Origin of the sequence: Kangiella profundi, from assembly GCF_002838765.1 — a bacterium.
GTDB classification, from domain to species: domain Bacteria; phylum Pseudomonadota; class Gammaproteobacteria; order Enterobacterales; family Kangiellaceae; genus Kangiella; species Kangiella profundi.
This window is the reverse complement of sequence record NZ_CP025120.1, coordinates 352,422-366,321: the sequence shown is the minus strand read 5'-3', so window position 1 is coordinate 366,321 and position 13,900 is coordinate 352,422. Positions and strand designations below refer to the sequence as shown.

At 44.7% G+C, this 13,900-nt stretch carries 17 protein-coding genes; 8 read left to right on the top strand and 9 right to left on the bottom strand.

Annotated elements, in window-relative coordinates; all coding sequences use genetic code 11:
- Positions 1-23: 23 nt before the first annotated feature.
- From erpA to CW740_RS01760, 3 genes are all read right to left on the bottom strand, one after another.
- The gene (erpA, locus tag CW740_RS01770; RefSeq protein WP_018623264.1) at positions 24-350 is read right to left on the bottom strand and encodes an iron-sulfur cluster insertion protein ErpA; all 327 of its coding nucleotides are present in this window, start codon (positions 348-350) and stop codon (positions 24-26) included.
- A gap of 142 nt (positions 351-492) precedes the next feature.
- Complete coding sequence (locus CW740_RS01765; protein WP_106645944.1) at positions 493-978, bottom strand: bactofilin family protein; 486 nt, start codon at positions 976-978, stop codon at positions 493-495.
- Positions 968-1,720 carry a DUF6776 family protein gene (locus tag CW740_RS01760; RefSeq protein WP_106645943.1) on the bottom strand — a complete coding sequence of 251 codons (753 nt, stop codon included), beginning with the start codon at positions 1,718-1,720 and terminating at the stop codon, positions 968-970. Before CW740_RS01760 ends, CW740_RS01765 begins: the two co-directional genes overlap by 11 nt.
- 163 nt (positions 1,721-1,883) lie before the next feature.
- Here CW740_RS01760 and CW740_RS01755 point away from each other — a divergent pair, with 163 nt between their 5' ends.
- Together CW740_RS01755 and CW740_RS01750 are read left to right on the top strand one after the other, a co-directional pair.
- Positions 1,884-3,659: a chloride channel protein gene (locus CW740_RS01755; protein ID WP_106645942.1), complete on the top strand. Its 1,776-nt coding sequence runs from the start codon at positions 1,884-1,886 to the stop codon at positions 3,657-3,659.
- Between the two features lie 10 nt (positions 3,660-3,669).
- Positions 3,670-4,089 carry a CopD family protein gene (locus CW740_RS01750; protein ID WP_106645941.1) on the top strand — a complete coding sequence of 140 codons (420 nt, stop codon included), beginning with the start codon at positions 3,670-3,672 and terminating at the stop codon, positions 4,087-4,089.
- Here the strand turns inward: CW740_RS01750 and CW740_RS01745 are convergent.
- The 5 genes from CW740_RS01745 to CW740_RS01725 form a co-directional block, all read right to left on the bottom strand.
- Positions 4,025-4,870, bottom strand: a complete 846-nt coding sequence (locus CW740_RS01745; RefSeq protein ID WP_106645940.1) for a DUF817 domain-containing protein — start codon at positions 4,868-4,870, stop codon at positions 4,025-4,027. The two genes, CW740_RS01750 and CW740_RS01745, sit on opposite strands and share 65 nt — an antisense overlap.
- A gap of 91 nt (positions 4,871-4,961) precedes the next feature.
- Positions 4,962-6,293, bottom strand: a complete 1,332-nt coding sequence (gene msrA / locus CW740_RS01740; RefSeq protein WP_106645939.1) for a peptide-methionine (S)-S-oxide reductase MsrA — start codon at positions 6,291-6,293, stop codon at positions 4,962-4,964.
- A 161-nt stretch (positions 6,294-6,454) separates the two neighbouring features.
- Complete coding sequence (locus tag CW740_RS01735) at positions 6,455-6,784, bottom strand: YbjQ family protein (protein WP_106645938.1); 330 nt, start codon at positions 6,782-6,784, stop codon at positions 6,455-6,457.
- Between the two features lie 15 nt (positions 6,785-6,799).
- Positions 6,800-7,237 (bottom strand): anti-sigma factor family protein, encoded by a 438-nt coding sequence (locus CW740_RS01730; protein WP_106645937.1) that lies wholly within the window; start codon positions 7,235-7,237, stop codon positions 6,800-6,802.
- On the bottom strand, positions 7,224-7,724 hold the full coding sequence (locus tag CW740_RS01725) for an RNA polymerase sigma factor (RefSeq protein ID WP_106645936.1): 501 nt from the start codon (positions 7,722-7,724) through the stop codon (positions 7,224-7,226). The genes CW740_RS01730 and CW740_RS01725 overlap by 14 nt, the downstream gene beginning before the upstream one ends.
- Positions 7,725-7,916: 192 nt before the next feature.
- On the opposite strand from CW740_RS01725, the gene yghU reads away from it, so the two are divergent.
- Genes yghU through CW740_RS01705 form a run of 4 tightly spaced genes read left to right on the top strand, consistent with a single transcriptional unit; the run spans position 7,917 to position 11,034 of the window.
- Positions 7,917-8,786 (top strand): glutathione-dependent disulfide-bond oxidoreductase, encoded by an 870-nt coding sequence (yghU, locus tag CW740_RS01720; protein ID WP_106645935.1) that lies wholly within the window; start codon positions 7,917-7,919, stop codon positions 8,784-8,786.
- Positions 8,787-8,800: 14 nt separating this feature from the next.
- Positions 8,801-9,424, top strand: coding sequence for a DUF2238 domain-containing protein (locus CW740_RS01715; RefSeq protein WP_106645934.1), 624 nt, complete (start codon positions 8,801-8,803; stop codon positions 9,422-9,424).
- 51 nt (positions 9,425-9,475) lie between these two features.
- Positions 9,476-10,198, top strand: a complete 723-nt coding sequence (locus CW740_RS01710; RefSeq protein ID WP_106645933.1) for a HipA family kinase — start codon at positions 9,476-9,478, stop codon at positions 10,196-10,198.
- Positions 10,195-11,034, top strand: a complete 840-nt coding sequence (locus tag CW740_RS01705) for a DUF3037 domain-containing protein (protein WP_106645932.1) — start codon at positions 10,195-10,197, stop codon at positions 11,032-11,034. The genes CW740_RS01710 and CW740_RS01705 overlap by 4 nt, the downstream gene beginning before the upstream one ends.
- 68 nt (positions 11,035-11,102) lie before the next feature.
- Here CW740_RS01705 and CW740_RS01700 read toward each other — a convergent pair whose 3' ends face one another.
- Complete coding sequence (locus tag CW740_RS01700) at positions 11,103-11,291, bottom strand: rubredoxin (protein WP_012800329.1); 189 nt, start codon at positions 11,289-11,291, stop codon at positions 11,103-11,105.
- Positions 11,292-11,415: 124 nt separating this feature from the next.
- Here CW740_RS01700 and CW740_RS01695 point away from each other — a divergent pair, with 124 nt between their 5' ends.
- Together CW740_RS01695 and hemL are read left to right on the top strand one after the other, a co-directional pair.
- Positions 11,416-12,477 carry an aspartate carbamoyltransferase gene (locus CW740_RS01695; RefSeq protein WP_106645931.1) on the top strand — a complete coding sequence of 354 codons (1,062 nt, stop codon included), beginning with the start codon at positions 11,416-11,418 and terminating at the stop codon, positions 12,475-12,477.
- A gap of 36 nt (positions 12,478-12,513) precedes the next feature.
- Positions 12,514-13,788 carry a glutamate-1-semialdehyde 2,1-aminomutase gene (gene hemL / locus CW740_RS01690; RefSeq protein ID WP_106645930.1) on the top strand — a complete coding sequence of 425 codons (1,275 nt, stop codon included), beginning with the start codon at positions 12,514-12,516 and terminating at the stop codon, positions 13,786-13,788.
- Positions 13,789-13,900 lie beyond the last annotated feature (112 nt).

The window sequence follows — 13,900 nt, the reverse complement described above, 5'->3', positions numbered from 1 at the left end:
CAAGAAATGATGTAGCTCATGAGCTACACGGAGAATGAAGAACCGCAGCCACAAGTAGTTTTTGCCTGAGGATTGCTGATAATAAAACGAGAACCCTGCAAACCTTCTGTATAATCGACTTCTGAGCCCATAAGATACTGGAAGCTCAAAGCATCAATCAGAATTTTAACGCCATCCTGTTCGATCGCCATGTCGTTATCATTCTGTTTCTCGTCAAAAGTAAAGCCATACTGGAAGCCCGAGCAGCCACCACCGGTAACAAACACTCGCAGTTTTAACTGATCGTTCTGCTCTTCCTCGATCAACTGCTTCACTTTACGGCTTGCAGCTTCTGTAACTGTAATTGACATTCAAATCTACCTAAACACATTAATGTATCTATTATACCCGAATATGGGGGCCTTACTTCAAGATCTCAAGAGAATAGCTGTTATGTAAATAATAAGCATAAAAAAACGCTCGCCGCAGGCAAGCGCTTTATAGTTAACGAAATCAGGCTCTTACAGCTTCATTATCATCTGAATGAATTGAATCTTCAGATTTATTTTCGTCGGAGGACTCTTTGTTGACCTTCGGCTTTGAAACTACTTCGCTATGATCTGGCTTGTGCTCCAATGCATGTGGCTCACCAAGATTGACCATTTTGCCATTCACGGTAGCGCCCGCATTCATTTCCATTACCTTGTAGTACAAGTCACCATTTACTTTTGCGCCAGGTTTTAGCTCTACTTTCTGCGATACACGAACATCACCGTCTACCTGCCCAAAAATGATCACATAAGGTGACTCTATATTACCTTCAATTCTGCCATGAACCCCTACTGACAAAACTGACTGCTCGTGATTAGTACCATGAATATCACCTTCAATCACTCCATCGACAAACAAGGCACCTTCGAAAGTCAGGTCACCTTTGATGCTGGTTCCTTCCGCAATCAGTGTATCCACATTGTGTGATTTACTCTTATTACCCCACATTATTGTCTTCTACCTCATTTGGAGATTGCTGTTGAGAATCGATTTGCCATGGATAATCCTGCAATACCGTTTCACCACCTCTTCCAGAAGAAGTTACCTGCACCCGAACCAGCTCAGGTACAAAACCTTCCGGAATATTAAAGGTTCCTCTGTGGCTGGCCACATAACGGAACTTGAACTGCGTATCCTGCTGAGACAGCGCTTCCAGCTCTTTCAGGCTGTAAGTCTTTTCCTCTCCATTCTCTTTACCCACAAGGGTTATAGAGTAAGATCCGGAAACATCTCGCTGTTGCTGGCCAGACTGAATTAGCATTAATCGAAAGTTAAATTGATTAACATTTCCTGCTACAGACTCCCACACAAAGCTGGCTATTTGCAAGCCACTTTCTACAGCATTGGGATCGAATATACGTAAAAAAGCCTGCTTCTCTTTTTCCAGGTTATGGATCTGAGTATTCAGCTTCTGAATTTCTTTTTTCAGCTCTGCCGTAACCTGATGTTCAACCTGATATTGCTGTTGCCAATGTATCAGGCTATTGTTCGATTCTTCGAGCTGAGAACGCATATTTCCCAGCCGCTCATTAGCTGAGCCAAAGCCTCTGTACTGGCGTTCGCTAAGCCAGTATCCGAGACCTATGGCGCCTAACAAAATGATTAGCATAAAAGCCGACCAACTCCAGTACCAGCTGGCTTTGCGACGTTTACGAATTATATAATCTGGCTGATGGGAATCTTTAGTCATAAATCGTTGAAATCATTTGTTCTTGCGGCTGCATTTTCTTATTATGTAACTAATTGAATACAATGGCTAATTTTTTTAGCCGAAGCCGAAGCGATGATAATTTGCGATTAAAGCAAAATTATCGAGCACTGGGAATAAAACTCATCACAATTTCACAACGCCAATGACATTGATCGACCGCTTACGATTACGACTTGGGGGCTTTGACGCATTAGCCCTTATGGCGGTTATTGGTTTGATCTGCGGTCTTCTGGCTGGTGGCTCTAACATCCTGTTCCGACTCTTCACCGAGAGTTCTTTAGTTCTCTGGGCAACCGATCCCGACACTAAAACCGATTACGAAACCATGGACTGGTTATATCGACTGTTACTACCCACCATTGGTGGCCTCATCGTGGGTTTACTCCTTCAACAATTGAAGCCAGAAAATCGGCAGGTAGGTGTGTCGCACGTTCTTGAACGAATGGCTTACCACCAGGGACACCTGCCACCGAAAAATGCCTTCGTCCAATTCGCATTGGGTGGACTGACTATTGCTTCAGGCCAATCAGTTGGTCGTGAAGGCCCCGGTATTCACTTAGGGTCCGCCTCCGCCAGTTGGGTTGGGCAAAAACTCAAACTGCCTAATAACAGCACGCGTATTCTGGTTGGTTGCGGGTGCGCTGCTGCTATATCTGCAAACTTTAATACACCGCTCGCCGGGGTGATTTTCGCCATGGAAATCATCATTATGGAATACGCGGTAGCCAGCTTTATCCCCATTATTCTGGCATCAGTTGCGGGCGCGATTTTAACTCGGCTAGTATTTGGTGACGGCGCTTCGTTTGATGTACCTTCGAAGCTTGATATTCAGTCTCTGTGGGAAATGCCCTACTTCCTGTTAGTAGGTTTTGCTGGTGGCGTGTTAGCCAGCATCTTCATTATAGCCACCCGAAAAGTCAGGCAGGTATCGCGCGAATGGCCTGTTTGGCTCAAGACAACTGTCGCAGGAACCAGTGTCGGCATAATCGCAATAGGCATTCCGCAGGTCATGGGTATTGGCTATGACTCGGTAAACAGTGCCCTACAGGGTGAATTAGCGTTAACAATCCTTGTATTGGCGCTAGTAGGAAAAATCATAGCCACGATTATCTGTTCCGGGTTATCGCTACCGGGCGGTGTCATTGGCCCTGCCCTTTTCATGGGCGCCATGCTCGGCGGTGTCATGGGCAACATTGGCGGAGAATTATTCCCAGACCACGCCAGTTACACCGGCTTTTACGCCATGATCGGGATGGCTACGGTTATGGGCGCAGTTCTTCAGGCGCCACTAGCGGCCTTAATGGCATTATTGGAACTGACCAATAACCCCAACATTATTTTCCCAGGCATGTTCTCAATCGTTATCGGCAACCTGGTGGTAACGCAGCTGTTCAAGCAACAGTCATTCTGGGAAACCCAAATGACCGACCGTGGCCTCGACTTGCGCGTCAGCCCTATCAAGCAGGTATTACGCAGTATCGGTGTTGCAGGTGTAATGTCTCGCAGTATGACAACCCTTAACTTCCGTTCAACACCAGACGAAATTCAGGTAGCACTCAAAGACAAGCCACGCTGGGTTCTGGTTATGGAAGATGAACATGTGACTTCGTTGATGGTGGCCAGTGACCTGGTTCGCTATATGATGGAACGAGAAGAAAAACAGCGGGAAGAAACTCCAAAACCTGACGCAGAACAAAAACGCAAAGTAATTAATCTGTTAAAAATACCAGCCAATCGTCAGGATTTGGTTTCGGTCAACCTTCAGGCCACATTGGAGGAAGCCTTCGATAAGATGGAGCAGGCAAAAATGTCAGCCGCATATGTATACCGGATCACACACGATGGGCAAGAGCGTATTTATGGCGTTATCACTCGCGATATGATTACCGACCAATACGTTTATACACATAAACCTTAAGGCTTAACGCATGCTGTGGATTAAAACATTTCATATCTTTTTTATGGTCGCCTGGTTTGCAGGAATTTTTTATCTTCCTAGAATTTTCGTCAATCTGGCAATGACTGAAAATGATGGCGCCTTCAATCAACTCAATATCATGGCAGGCAAGCTGTATCGGTTTATTACTCCCTTCATGGTTCTAACCGTTATTTTTGGACTCTGGCTCGCTTCCTACAACTGGAGCTACTACATGAGCTCGGGCTGGTTCCATGCCAAGATGACACTGATCGTCTTATTGATCATTTATCACTTCATCTGTGGCATGTACCAAAAGCAATTTGCCGATGGCACCTGCAATAAAAGCCACACATATTTTCGCGTGTTTAACGAACTGCCGGTTCTGATTCTGCTAGGGGCTCTAATTCTGGCGATTGTGAAACCGTTTTAGATAACGATTGTTTTATACGATTCACCAAAGTCACCAAGACAAAACTCAACAGCATCAATAGATACCATGAAGACAGCTTGGCAAGTGGCACCATTTCCCAGGCTCCTTTTTGATTTGGATACAGCCAGATGTTGGCATAGGTCGCGATATTTTCAGCAAACCATATGAACAGTGCGACCAGGAACCAGCCAAATAACAGCGGCATTTTGCGATGGGTTTTAATGACTTTGAAATGGATCTGAGTCGTTAAGAAAAGATAAAAGGTCATAGCCAATATAATCCAGCGCAAGTCATACCAATAATGATGGCTAAAGAAGTTAATGTAGACTGCCGTTACCAAAATAACCGTTGTCCATTTCGGTGGATAATTAGTGTAACGAAAATCAAAGATTCGCCATACACGGGCTAGATAGCTACCCACCGCACTGTACATAAAGCCGGTAAATAGCGGCACATTGGCGATACCAAAAATAAATTCTTCAGGATAGTGCCACGATTGTATGGCATCAGAGGTTTTGAAAAGCTCCATCACCGTTGCCACCAGGTGAAAGACGATGATGACCAAGGCCTCCTTCCAGGTTTCCAGCTTAAAGGCCAGCATGAAAAGCTGAAAAGCAATAGCAGCCAGAAATATGAAGTCGTAACGATGCAGGCCTTCGATGGGATACCAGTATTTGGTCAGCAGCATTACTGCCAGTAGAAAACCGCCAAACATACAGGCATATGCCTGCTTCAAGCCAAAGACAAAGAACTCGTGTATAAAATGTTTGAACTTATTCATTTCGGTAGCTATCCCCCACGCTAATAGGATGATACTACCGAATTAATCAGACAAAATCCTGCGTAATTATGACCAAATCTGTTAACAGCTATTACAGATTAGCTCTGGGTACAAACTCAAGAACTGTGGCATTAATGCAGTAACGTGGCTTGCCATTTGGTCCATCATTAAATACATGACCCAAGTGAATGCCAGTGGATGCGGAACGAATCTCGGTTCGTTGCATACCAAAACTATTGTCTTCATGATAGGTCACAGAGCCATCAACCGGCTTGGTGAAGGATAACCAGCCCGTGCCTGAATTGAAGCGATCACGAGTATCGAAAAGCGGCTGCCCACTAAGCTTATCCACAAACACTCCATCCGGGGTGTTCTTAAAGATCTCATACTCCTTACAAAAGCGCCCATCCGTTCCTTTCTGGAATGCCACATTAAAAGCTTCCGAATCACCTAGCTTGAAATAACCAAGCGCCTTGTAGAACTCTTTAGCCGATAAATAGCCCTGGTAACCCAGCACTTCTTTACCGTTTTCCAGAAACAGAATAGTGGGCGTTGCCCAAGTTGGCGTTTTGATCTCAAGCCCATCTAATTGCGAAGCATAACGAAACGTCATCGGAATAGTGCCTTGATAATCATTGGCCACGTCTTTTTTGAACTTCTCGCAATAAGGGCAGTAATCCTGCGAATCGACAATCACAATCTGCTTACCAGTAAGTAGCGCTGAATTATCGATTTTCTCGCTTTCGGGTTTGCTATCAAATGTCACGCCCGTTGAAAAGTCCGGGCAATATCCATTGGGATTTTTCCGTAGATAATCCTGATGATAGTCTTCGGCGGGATGAAACTTATCAAGAGGTTTAATGACAGTAACGATTTTACCGTAACCTGCTTTGCTCATCAGTACTTGAAACTCATCTTTTAATCTATTGGCAATTTTTTCCTGCTCAGGACTGTTTGTTAGAATCGTAGAACGATACTGAGTCCCAACATCATTGCCCTGACGATTTAACTGAGTGGGATCATGTGATTCAAAATAATCCTTAATAATAGTCTCTAAGCTGATTTGCTGAGGATTAAACGTTACCTTCACCACTTCGGCATAATTATCGGGATTGAATTTATGTTTAGCCTTGGTGATTTCTGCATACGTTGGCTCATGACCACGACCATCTGCATAGCCAACTTCTGCATCGATCACACCCGGTAATGCTTCCAGCCGCTTCTCCGCGCCCCAGAAGCAACCTTCACCCAACACAATAGTATCCACCTGCTTGGTCGCAGGCATATCCTGCTCAAGGTTTGCAGGTTTTTCCTTATCAATAAAAGGCTGCTTGGATAAGCTTGCCGATTGAGCTCGCATCATCACAAAAGCCAGTCCAGCAACGACCAGCACCGTGATAATAAATATTAAAATATTTTTCATCTAACTCACACCATTGTTCTGGGATGGATTTAGTATGCACAACAGCTAATGAAAATTTAGTCAAAGTTCTAAGTAGCTTTTAGTACACAATGAGTTAGATGAACTTAACGCAGAAATGTTACATAGAGTTTTGTTATTGATTGATACCTTCCGGCTATAGTTTATTCCTTCTCCATCACTACCGCAGTACCAAAAGCCAACAATTCCGCGGCCATACTGGCGATCATGGAGGTTTCAAAGCGAACGCCGATTACTGCATTAGCACCCAATATCCTGGCTTCATCACACATGCGATCAATCGCCTGTTCACGGCTCTCAGCCATCAGCTTGGTATACTCCTGCACTTCACCGCCTACTAGGTTACGAAGTCCTGCCATAATGTCTTTGCCCACATGGCGAGTGCGTACTGAGTTTCCACGCGCCAAACCAATAACTTTAGTCACTTTATAGCCTGGCACCTGCTCTAGTGTATAAACGTCGATATTACTCATAGTCTTATCCTTCTTTTAAAATTTTACGTTTTTGTATTTATCTGTTTTTAATGCGATCAATCGTTGGCGCAACACACTACCTAACAGTAGCAACACGCCCGCCTCAATCAAAAAGACACCTGCTTTTAGCCAGAATGGCACTGACGGCTCAGTGTAGAAGGTAAACAACTGCCACACCATAAAACCGGCAAAGCCTAAAATTAAAATAAACCAGCCAATTATCGCCATACCATTTGCTACGGGTTCTTTCATAATTTTGTCCAATTGTGCCTCTTCGCATTCAGGGTACTGCAAGTTACCCATCTCCTGCTTAATCGCCAATAAATCGTCATAGACGGCTCGGCATTGGTCGCATGTTTCAAGATGCACGCGCACCTGTTGTCGATCCTGCTGGTTCAATTCATGATCGATATAACCGCTGATAAGTTCCTGGGTTTTATCACACAGATTCATGATTCACCTCGTTCAATTCGTTTTTCAAAAGTTCGCGTAACGCCATTCGTGCCCGATGTAATCTCGACATCACGGTGCCCGCCGGGATCGCCAGAATTTCCGCGATGTCTTCATAGCTATTGCCGTGATAATCGCGCAGTACAATTAATTCACGCTGCATGACCGGCAATGCACTGAGCGCCTGCATCAATCGGGTTTTAATTTGCAATTGCTCAAGCTGCCTTTCCGGAGATTGATTAGAAGTAATTTGTTGATCAGTATCCAGCTCATCTTCTCGCGACAGCTGTCGAATGCGATCAATCGCAGCATTACGCACGACGCGGTAAAGCCACTTCTGCAAATCGATACCGCCTTTGGGTGCTTTCGGATGAGCCAAAGCCTTTTCCACACTAGCCTGTACCACGTCCTCCGCATCGCTTTGGCTACCCAACAGCTGCACCGCAAAAATCAGGGCTTTTCGACTGTAATCAATCAATTCCTGCGACAATGACTTTACCCTCTTGTTGTAGTTCTCAATGGTTTAACGAGGAGTTAACGAATTTATTCCATAATTTTTATCTTTTATACCATGACTGACACGCATATCCATTATTTCAAGGACTTGAATGGTGTTAATGATATGAGAGTGGCATTATGCTAGCTTTACACAAATACTTATAAATATTGTCTGGAGCATACTATGAGCAATACTTCCGACTATACCCCACCCAAAGTCTGGCAATGGGAAAAAGAAAGTGGCGGCAAATTCGCCAAGATTAACCGTCCCATATCAGGCCCTACTCACGCCAAGGATTTACCCGTTGGTAAACACCCCTTGCAACTCTATTCTTTAGCCACCCCTAATGGGGTTAAAGTTACCATTATGCTTGAGGAACTCCTCGCCAAAGGCATAAAAGAAGCCGAGTATGATGCCTACTTGATCGATATCAGCGAAGGGGATCAGTTCAGCAGCGGTTTTGTGCAGGTTAACCCTAATTCCAAAATTCCGGCAATGGTCGATCACAGCACCAACCCGCCTACTCGAATTTTTGAATCAGGTGCGATTCTTTTATATCTGGCTGAAAAATTTGATGCTTTCCTACCGAGCAAACCCGAACAACGCGCTGAGCTTTTGTCATGGCTGTTCTGGCAAGTGGGTAGCGCTCCCTATCTGGGTGGCGGCTTTGGTCACTTCTATAAATACGCGCCGATTAAGATTGAATACTGTATTGACCGTTTCACTATGGAAGCTAAACGTCAGTTAGATGTGTTAGATAAACGTCTGGCTAATAATACTTACATTTGCGGTGATGAATATACTATTGCCGATATGGCGATCTGGCCCTGGTACGGTTGCCTTGTTTTGAATGAAGTCTATGAAGCTGCCGAGTTTTTGCAGGCGGATACCTACAAACACGTAATGCGCTGGGCCAAAGATATCGCTAAACGCGATGCGGTAAAGCGTGGGCGTATGGTCAATCGCACCTGGGGTGAACCGCACGAACAGCTGCATGAACGTCTTGATGCGAAAGACTTCGATACCAATACCGAAGACAAGAAAAGCGATTAAGGAAGGAACCGGCCATGCAGAAAAATAAAGTAGCGATCAGCATCTGGATTGCCATCTTCATGGCCGTTCTCATTTGGTCAGGGATAGGCCCCAAGGATCGAGTGACCTGGATGCTTGAAGTCGCGCCAGCAGTTATCGGTTTTATCGCGCTGGCTATCACCTATAAACAATTTCCGCTAACGCCTTTACTCTATGTTTTAATTTTAATTCACAGCATCATACTGATTGTCGGAGGTCACTACACCTATGCTGAAGTGCCCCTTTTCGACGATATGAAGGAATGGTTCGGCTGGGAACGCAATAACTACGATAAGCTGGGGCATTTTGTGCAAGGGTTTGTACCAGCCATGATTGCGCGAGAGCTTGTCATACGACTCAATGTCTTTAATAGCGCTAAATGGAGAAACTTTTTCATCATCAGTTTTTGTCTTGGCTTCAGTGCCTTTTACGAACTGATCGAATGGTGGGTCGCCCTGCTATCAGATCAGGCCGCCGAAGCCTTCCTCGGCACTCAAGGTTATGTCTGGGATACCCAGTCCGATATGTGGTGGTGCCTGCTCGGCGCAATAATTGCATTGGTAACTTTAAGCAAATGGCATGATAGTCAATTGGGAAGATTACTATCTTGTAAGGTTTAACTATAAGTGATAGCTTTATTTACAGTTTAATCTTTATATTAAGGATGCCCGTTGTTAGAAGTTGTTGAAATAATAAAACAAATGGAGCAGGGTTATACAAAACCTTACCTTTGCCAAGCTGACAACCAAGAAGAATATGTTGTAAAGGGAGCAAGCGCCAATGGGAAAGGTAGGATATGCGAATGGATTGCTGGTCACTTAGGAAAGAAGCTAGACCTTCCAATACCCGAATTTGAAATTATTGATGTTCCAGAATATCTCATTAGTGGTGATACTGACTTAATAATAGAAATGGGAGTTGGACCGGCGTTTGCCTCAAAATACATCCCTTTTACCCAAGAAATAAACCATACGCTTTTGGCATCAATGCGCGCTGATCAGCTTAGAGATATATTTATATTTGATTATTGGATTAAAAATGAAGACCGTAAGTTTACTAGTCACGGAGGCAACCCCAATCTTCTAGTCGACCTTTCCAATCAAAGCCTAATAGTTTTTGACCATAATCATGCCTTTGACCCAGAATTCAACCTTGAGGACTTCAAGTCCGAGCATATTGGTAGAAATCACTGGTTCCAAGAACAAATGGATTTACTTGTAATTGAAGAGTTAAAAGCTAAAATGCGTAGCGCTTTGACGCATTTAGATGATATTTTAAATAATATACCTCAGGAGTGGTTTAGTTGTAGTACTGTAACCTCCTCTTTACTTGACACGATTAGAGCAAACTTAGAATACTTTGAAGACAATCAATTTTGGGAGGCATTACAATGAGATACGCTTGCAAGTATGCCGTAATTAAATTCCAACCCTATGCAGAAACTGAAGAGTTTGCCAACGTGGGGATAGTGGTGTTTTGTCCAAAAAACAACTACTTCGACTTCAAAATAGCACCAAAGAAGTTTTCTAGGGTCACAAATTTCTTTGAAGACTTAGAAGGCAAAGTCTTCAAGTACACATTAGACATGCTAGAAACTGAATTATTGCATATTCAGAATTTCTTCTATTCTCTAGGTCAAAAGCGAAACGAGCAATTCTTTGATGAGGTTACCCGCTTACGTGAATCTGTCGTTAGATATGGCAACATAAAGATTGTTGGGACAGATAATCCGAAGTTATTACTTAATAAATTATATGATAGATATGTAGGTCGAAACTTCCTCACTAAAGAGTACCGAGAGCAAATTATGGTAAAAACCATAAAACAAGAGTTCAAATCTAAAAACATCGGTATTAATTACACTGAGAAGCTATTAACAACACAGCTACGTAATGTAAGACTACCTTTAGTTGCCGAGTTAGAAGAAAAGCATTTTAAAGCTATTAAGCCTCTTGCATTTACAGAGAAAAAAACCACTCAAATAATTGAGCATGGTGAATTATGGTTCAACAAAATAAAGTGGCTTTTGAAAGAAGATGTTTTAAAACCAGATGATATACTCTTGCCTATTGAAGGTCCTCAAGAGAAAGGCCTTACCAAAAAAGCTTTTAATGAAATCGTCCAAGAATTAAAGCAGTTAGAAATTAATATTGTTAATTACTCAGATACAACGGCTATTATTAACTTTGCGACGAACAAGCAAAGGCCGGCACCTTACATCGTTCACTAAATTTTTCACCCACAAAAAAAGCCTCACAATGGAGGCTTTTCTTACAATCTTTATCAACAAAGAATGACTTATAGACTTTTCTTAAACTCGTCGGTCATCAATTCAAAATCTTCTTTGCCTACGCCGCAATCTGGGCAGTACCAGTCTTCTGGCACATCTTCCCAACGGGTGCCAGGCGCGATGCCGTCTTCTTCCCAGCCTAACTCTTCGTCGTATACAAAATCACACACCAGGCAACGGTATTTTCTATATTCCACCAGCTAAACCTCTCGAATCTATTGTCTGTATGGGCTTTTCAGGCCCACATTGTAAGCATTTTGCGCCGAAATGCTAGCCAAGGGCTACCGAAAACGGTCAAAGATACACCAATTGGGTAACTTCATGTTAGAATTGCGCCAACTTAAAAGTCATAACAAACATTTGGGTGCACGCATGGTTTTTCAGGGACAACACATTCTCTCCATTGACCAATTAGACCGCGACGCGGTTGAGCGAATTCTTCAGGTAGCGGATTTAATGCACCCATACGTGGCACGCGAAAAGAGCTGTCGCGTTCTGGATGGTGCTGTCCTCGCTAACATGTTCTTCGAGCCTAGCACTCGTACCCGTATCAGCTTCGGTACTGCCTTTAATCTGCTGGGCGGCCATGTTCGTGAAACCGTTGGCATGTCTACCTCTTCTTTAGCCAAAGGCGAATCGTTATACGACACCGCGCAGGTACTCTCGACTTACGCTGACGTGGTAGCCATGCGCCATCCGCAGGCCGGCTCGGTAGCTGAGTTTGCAGCAGGCAGTAAAATTCCCGTGATCAATGGCGGCGACGGTCCGAATGAGCACCCGACTCAGGCGCTATTGGATATCTACACCATCTTCAATGAGCTGAACCGCATTCAAAAAGGCACCGAAAACCTGCGTATCGCCATGATGGGCGACCTGAAAAACGGCCGCACGGTTCATTCGCTGACTCAATTGCTGTGCGTCTTCCCGAATGTGGACTTTACCTTTGTCGCGCCTAATGCCTTGGCCATGCCAGATAAGGTCTTGGCAGTATGCGATAAACACAATCATCGTTTCACCATCACTGAAAGCCTTGAAGAAGGACTGCAAGGTCAGGATGTGGTGTATCAAACCCGCATTCAGGAAGAACGCTTTGAGTCACAACGTGAAGCGGATCTGTATCGCGGCAAATACCGCCTCAACCAGTCCGCCTACGAGCAGTTCTGCGATCCGAACACCATCATCATGCATCCGCTGCCGCGTGACTCGCGTCCGGAAGCCAATGAGTTGAGCGATGACATGAATGATAATCCGAATCTAGCGATTTTCCGTCAGGCCTATTTTGGCGTCAAAGTCCGCATGGCACTATTCGCATTAGTGCTGGGTGTTGAAGACAAACTCAGCCAACATGAAGCGCCGGTTACCTGGCACTCCAACAAGCTTTAATCTTTTTATTTTTATCTCTTATTTATCGGAATTTTTATGACCACATCAGATCAACTTTTTAATCGCGCCAAGCAGCACATCCCTGGTGGCGTAAACTCTCCTGTTCGTGCCTTCAACGGCGTTGGTGGCACTCCGATTTTCTTCAAATCTGCAAACGGTGCTTACTTCACTTCAGCTGAAGGTAAGCATTACGTTGATTACGTCGGCTCATGGGGCCCGATGATTCTCGGCCATAACCACCCGGCGATTTTAGAAGCGGTGATTAAAGCCGCTGAAAAAGGTTTGAGCTATGGTGCACCGACAGAAGTCGAAGCCGAAATGGCGGAGAAGATCTGCGAATTGATTCCATCCATTGAAATGGTGCGCATGGTTAACTCAGGCACCGAAGCGACCATGAGCGCCATTCGTCTGGCGCGTGGTTACACCCGTCGCGACAAAATCATCAAATTTGAAGGCTGCTATCACGGCCATGCCGACTGCCTGTTGGTTAAAGCAGGTTCGGGCGCATTAACTCTTGGTGAACCAACTTCACCGGGTGTGCCAGCGGATTTTGCCAAACACACGCTAACCGCTGAGTTTAATAATCTAGATAGCGTTAAGGCGCTACTGTCTGAATTTGGCGATGACGTGGCCTGTATTATTGTCGAACCGATTGCTGGTAACATGAACTGCATTCCGCCGGTTCCAGGTTTCCTCGAAGGCCTACGCGAACTGTGTGACCAACACGGTGCTGTGCTGATTTTCGATGAAGTGATGACCGGATTCAGAATGGGCGTGGATGGCGCGCAAGGCTATTACAATATCACACCAGACATGACCTGTTTAGGTAAGGTGATCGGCGGCGGTATGCCAGTCGGTGCCTTTGGTGGTAAACGCGAAATCTTTGAACAGCTGGCACCGCTCGGTCCTGTCTATCAGGCAGGTACCCTTTCCGGTAACCCAGTGGCCATGGCCGCAGGTCTGGCCGCTTTGAACGAATTATCAAAGCCCGGTTTCTACCAACCTCTATTCGACTACACCGAACAGCTGGTCGATGGTATGCGCTCAATTGCTCATGAAGCAGGCATCCCATTCACCACCAACCATGTTGGCTCCATGTTTGGCTTCTTCTTCAACGACGCCGAAACCGTGACCAGTTATCAGCAAGTAGCCAACGGTGATCTAGAGCGCTTTAAGAAGTTCTATCATGACATGCTAAACCAGCATATCTACCTGGCACCTTCGGCATTCGAAGCAGGTTTCGTCTCCGCCGCCCATGGCGAAAAAGAGCTCGACCTGACCTTGAGTGCCATGCGAAAAGCATTACTGTAAGCCCATTAAAAAATCCCGCAGCAATGCGGGATTTTTTTAGCTCAACAGTTATTAATAAGTAATTAATTGCAGTGTGCGTCGCGACAGAGGCTAAGTTAATTAACTTCACTAA

Bases quoted from the DNA above. Each gene is read 5' to 3' on its own strand.
- CW740_RS01760 (WP_106645943.1), bottom strand. From the start codon at position 1,720: ATGACTAAAGATTCCCATCAGCCAGATTATATAATTCGTAAACGTCGC.
- CW740_RS01705 (WP_106645932.1), top strand. From the start codon at position 10,195: ATGAGATACGCTTGCAAGTATGCCGTAATTAAATTCCAACCCTATGCA.
- CW740_RS01715 (WP_106645934.1), top strand. From the start codon at position 8,801: ATGCAGAAAAATAAAGTAGCGATCAGCATCTGGATTGCCATCTTCATG.
- erpA (WP_018623264.1), bottom strand. From the start codon at position 350: ATGTCAATTACAGTTACAGAAGCTGCAAGCCGTAAAGTGAAGCAGTTG.
- CW740_RS01695 (WP_106645931.1), top strand. From the start codon at position 11,416: ATGTTAGAATTGCGCCAACTTAAAAGTCATAACAAACATTTGGGTGCA.
- yghU (WP_106645935.1), top strand. From the start codon at position 7,917: ATGAGCAATACTTCCGACTATACCCCACCCAAAGTCTGGCAATGGGAA.
- msrA (WP_106645939.1), bottom strand. From the start codon at position 6,293: ATGAAAAATATTTTAATATTTATTATCACGGTGCTGGTCGTTGCTGGA.
- hemL (WP_106645930.1), top strand. From the start codon at position 12,514: ATGACCACATCAGATCAACTTTTTAATCGCGCCAAGCAGCACATCCCT.
- CW740_RS01730 (WP_106645937.1), bottom strand. From the start codon at position 7,237: ATGAATCTGTGTGATAAAACCCAGGAACTTATCAGCGGTTATATCGAT.
- CW740_RS01745 (WP_106645940.1), bottom strand. From the start codon at position 4,870: ATGAATAAGTTCAAACATTTTATACACGAGTTCTTTGTCTTTGGCTTG.
- CW740_RS01735 (WP_106645938.1), bottom strand. From the start codon at position 6,784: ATGAGTAATATCGACGTTTATACACTAGAGCAGGTGCCAGGCTATAAA.
- CW740_RS01750 (WP_106645941.1), top strand. From the start codon at position 3,670: ATGCTGTGGATTAAAACATTTCATATCTTTTTTATGGTCGCCTGGTTT.
- CW740_RS01765 (WP_106645944.1), bottom strand. From the start codon at position 978: ATGTGGGGTAATAAGAGTAAATCACACAATGTGGATACACTGATTGCG.
- CW740_RS01755 (WP_106645942.1), top strand. From the start codon at position 1,884: ATGACATTGATCGACCGCTTACGATTACGACTTGGGGGCTTTGACGCA.